The organism is Terriglobus sp. YAF25, from assembly GCF_052113305.1.
In the GTDB taxonomy this organism is placed as follows: domain Bacteria; phylum Acidobacteriota; class Terriglobia; order Terriglobales; family Acidobacteriaceae; genus Terriglobus.
The window spans coordinates 1-2757 of the sequence record NZ_JBFRCY010000635.1 but is presented as its reverse complement, the minus strand read 5'-3'; the positions used below and the strand labels follow the sequence as shown (position 1 = coordinate 2757).

3 protein-coding genes are annotated in these 2757 nt (G+C 56.3%); 2 read left to right on the top strand and 1 reads right to left on the bottom strand.

Annotated features, from left to right (window positions below):
* On the top strand, positions 1-699 hold a 699-nt coding region (locus AB4043_RS21550), incomplete at its 5' end, for a hypothetical protein (protein ID WP_442308041.1).
* Between the two features lie 12 nt (positions 700-711).
* Complete coding sequence (locus AB4043_RS21545) at positions 712-810, top strand: adenylyl-sulfate kinase (RefSeq protein ID WP_442301814.1); 99 nt, start codon at positions 712-714, stop codon at positions 808-810.
* 388 nt (positions 811-1198) lie between these two features.
* On the opposite strand, the gene pdxR is transcribed toward AB4043_RS21545, so the two are convergent.
* On the bottom strand, positions 1199-2680 hold the full coding sequence (gene pdxR / locus AB4043_RS21540) for a MocR-like pyridoxine biosynthesis transcription factor PdxR (protein WP_442308040.1): 1482 nt from the start codon (positions 2678-2680) through the stop codon (positions 1199-1201).
* Positions 2681-2757: the final 77 nt, after the last annotated feature.

Here is a 2757-nt window from a genome sequence, read left to right as displayed (position 1 = left end):
CGCGAAGCCTGGTCCAAAATGCTGGAGGCCCGAGGGTTCTCGAAACAACCGATACGCTCCTTTGTCCTCTTGCAACGGTATAAGAAAGGAAAAACGAACGTCACTTTTGCGGAAGACGATACGAAGGGATGGTGGATCTATCGCGCGCATGGAGGTGGGGAACTTACGTCGTCTTTGGAGGTCATCGACCTTCAAAGTGCGAATGCCGCAACCGTGCTTCTCGGCAAGAATGCGCCCCGGATATCACGTCCGGCGCCGATGAGCCGAAGCGAAGATTTTCGCGCCGAGGTGCTTGCGATTGCTAACCCCAGCTCGTCCCTCTTTCACTTCGTACCCACAAAATATACATGTCTGAATGATAAGGAATGTGAGCTTACCCTCTCTTGGGAAGATCGGGCACTTACGTATCGGCTTGATCCAAAAACATGGTTACCGACGGCGTACGAGTTGGACCTTCCTCGTCCCCCCTCTCGATTCCGCCGCTCGAATGCAGAGAACGGCCCCATTCGGATTTCGGGGGCATTCAATGGTTTCGTCGGGAAAAATGGCATCCTGCAGCCCCGTGAAGTTACGACCCGTGGCATTAGCTATGAAGTCGAGTTCTATGCTAATCAGACGCTTTCAGAGGAACTATTCCAAGTTCCTATTCCAGAAAGGGTACAGAGTCCAGATGCATGGCGAGTACAACAGCATCCTTGATTCGGTTTGGTAATGATGGAAAGAGAGTTGCTCAGTAGCCAGGTTGTCTGGTTTACGGGGTTAAGTGGTTCCGGCAAAACCACCCTCTGTGATGCAGTAAAAAGGACCTAGAGCGGATGGGGAGATCTGTCTACATGTGATGAACTGCTCCATAGCGAACTTGTAGTTGCGCTTCGAGTGCGGGGAGCTGAGGCTGTTCAGGACCGCGGTCTTCGTGTGATCTAGGTCCGGAAGCCGAAGAATGATCTTGCGACATATGGGTCTTCTGCTCTTCTTGCGCATCGATGCGGCCTCCTCTGCCGCTGACATGCACAAGCTAAAGGAACTTCCTTGAATCACGGGCCGGGCCGATGCGTGCGTAGGCGATCAGTCACAAGCATTAGTTCAACGCAGTCAAGTGCATCGTTTATGCGGAATGCCAGGCGCAGATCTGAATGATCCACTTTACTTCGCCGCCACTTTTTCAAATCGCTAGTACGCTGCGAGTGGACTCAACCGCCTAACTTGAACGTAAAGCGGTTGCGAGGATCGATACGCCGCGCCGCAGCTCTGCCGGAGTGCAGCTGGCAAAACCGAGCATGAGCGCGGGGGGTTGTTCATATTTTGTCGTGAACACCGACAGTGGTTCTACTTCGAGGCCGTGTTTTCGCGCCTGCTGTGCCGCGTCGTGATCGGACTTCCATGTTTTGAGCCAGCCGAGCGTGCGTATCCCCGCTTCGGCATGGATGACATCGAGCACTCCGTCGAGGTGTTTATCCGCAGCGGCCTTGAGGACGTCTATACGCTCCGCATAGGCCTGGCGCATGCGGCGGATGTGATGGCCAAAGTGGCCTTCGGTGATGAACTCCGCAAGGATGGCTTGATCGAGCGTCGGTGGATGGCGGTCGACGAAGCTGCGTGCCGATACGAACGGCTCTACCAGCCTCACCGGCAAGACCATGAACCCTAGGCGTAGTGCATTGAAGAGCATCTTCGTGAACGTGCCAACGTAGATAACGCAGCCGTAGTTGTCCAGAGCTTGCAGAGCAGCGACGGGGCGGCCGGAGTAGCGATACTCTGCGTCGTAGTCGTCTTCGACGATCCAGGCGTTCGCGCTAGCAGCCCAGCGAAGGAGTTCCATTCGGCGGTCCGCGGACATTGTGACGCCCATCGGAAATTGATTCGCGGGCGTGACATATGCGAGCTTCGCTTTGGGTRCAAGCTTGCGCCCTGCCTTCACGATCACGCCATCTCCATCTACAGGTACTGGAACAATGCGCGCATCCGTAGTGCRCAGTATGTGAAGCGCACCCGAGTAACCAGGATCTTCGATCCAGGCCTGATCGCCGGGAGCTAAAAGGAACCGTCCGATGAGGTCAAGCGCTTGCTGTGTGCCGGAGGTGATGATGATCTGCTCGGCTGAACAGTGCACTCCGCGTGACGCCCCAACGTATTCTGCGATGGCGCGACGGAGAGGGAGATGGCCCGCAGCGTTGCCGTGACCATAGAGCGAACGCGGAGCTCGGCGCAAGACGCTCGAAGCGACACGGGCCCAAAGATCTACGGGGAAGAGGTCGATGGCCGGTTCATGAGCGCGGAAAGACTTGCCTAAGGTGTGAGACGCGGGCAGCACCTCCACATTCTGTAGAAAATCTTGTGCACGTTTTGGGAATGCGGCCTTCGAAGTTGGGCGAGGGAGAGCCGCGGGTTTGGGCGTTGCAGACATGAATTCGTCCGGAACGCCCGAGGCGACATAGGTTCCCGATCCCGGTTCAGTACGGGTGTATCCCTCGGCCTGTAGCTGGTCGAAGGCGACGACCACGGTTCCGCGCGAGAGCGAATACTGCAACCCGAGGCTGCGTGTGGAAGGCATGCGGGCGCCGGGTTTCAGCCGTCCATCCAGAATGGCGCCGCGCAGCTCGGTGTATAGCCAGCGCCAGAGTTCCTGCTTGCCAGAGGGCAAGTTGAGGGAAAGATCCTGAAATGTTTCTTCCTTAGCCATGTTCACGGACACCTTTCAGAAAATAACGAAGTGGTCCACTCCATGTGCCGATTATGGACCTTTTCTCTAATCCACAG

What these genes read in the sequence shown, in the direction of transcription:
- AB4043_RS21545 (WP_442301814.1), top strand. Translation starts at nt 712, where the DNA reads ATGATGGAAAGAGAGTTGCTCAGTAGCCAGGTTGTCTGGTTTACGGGG.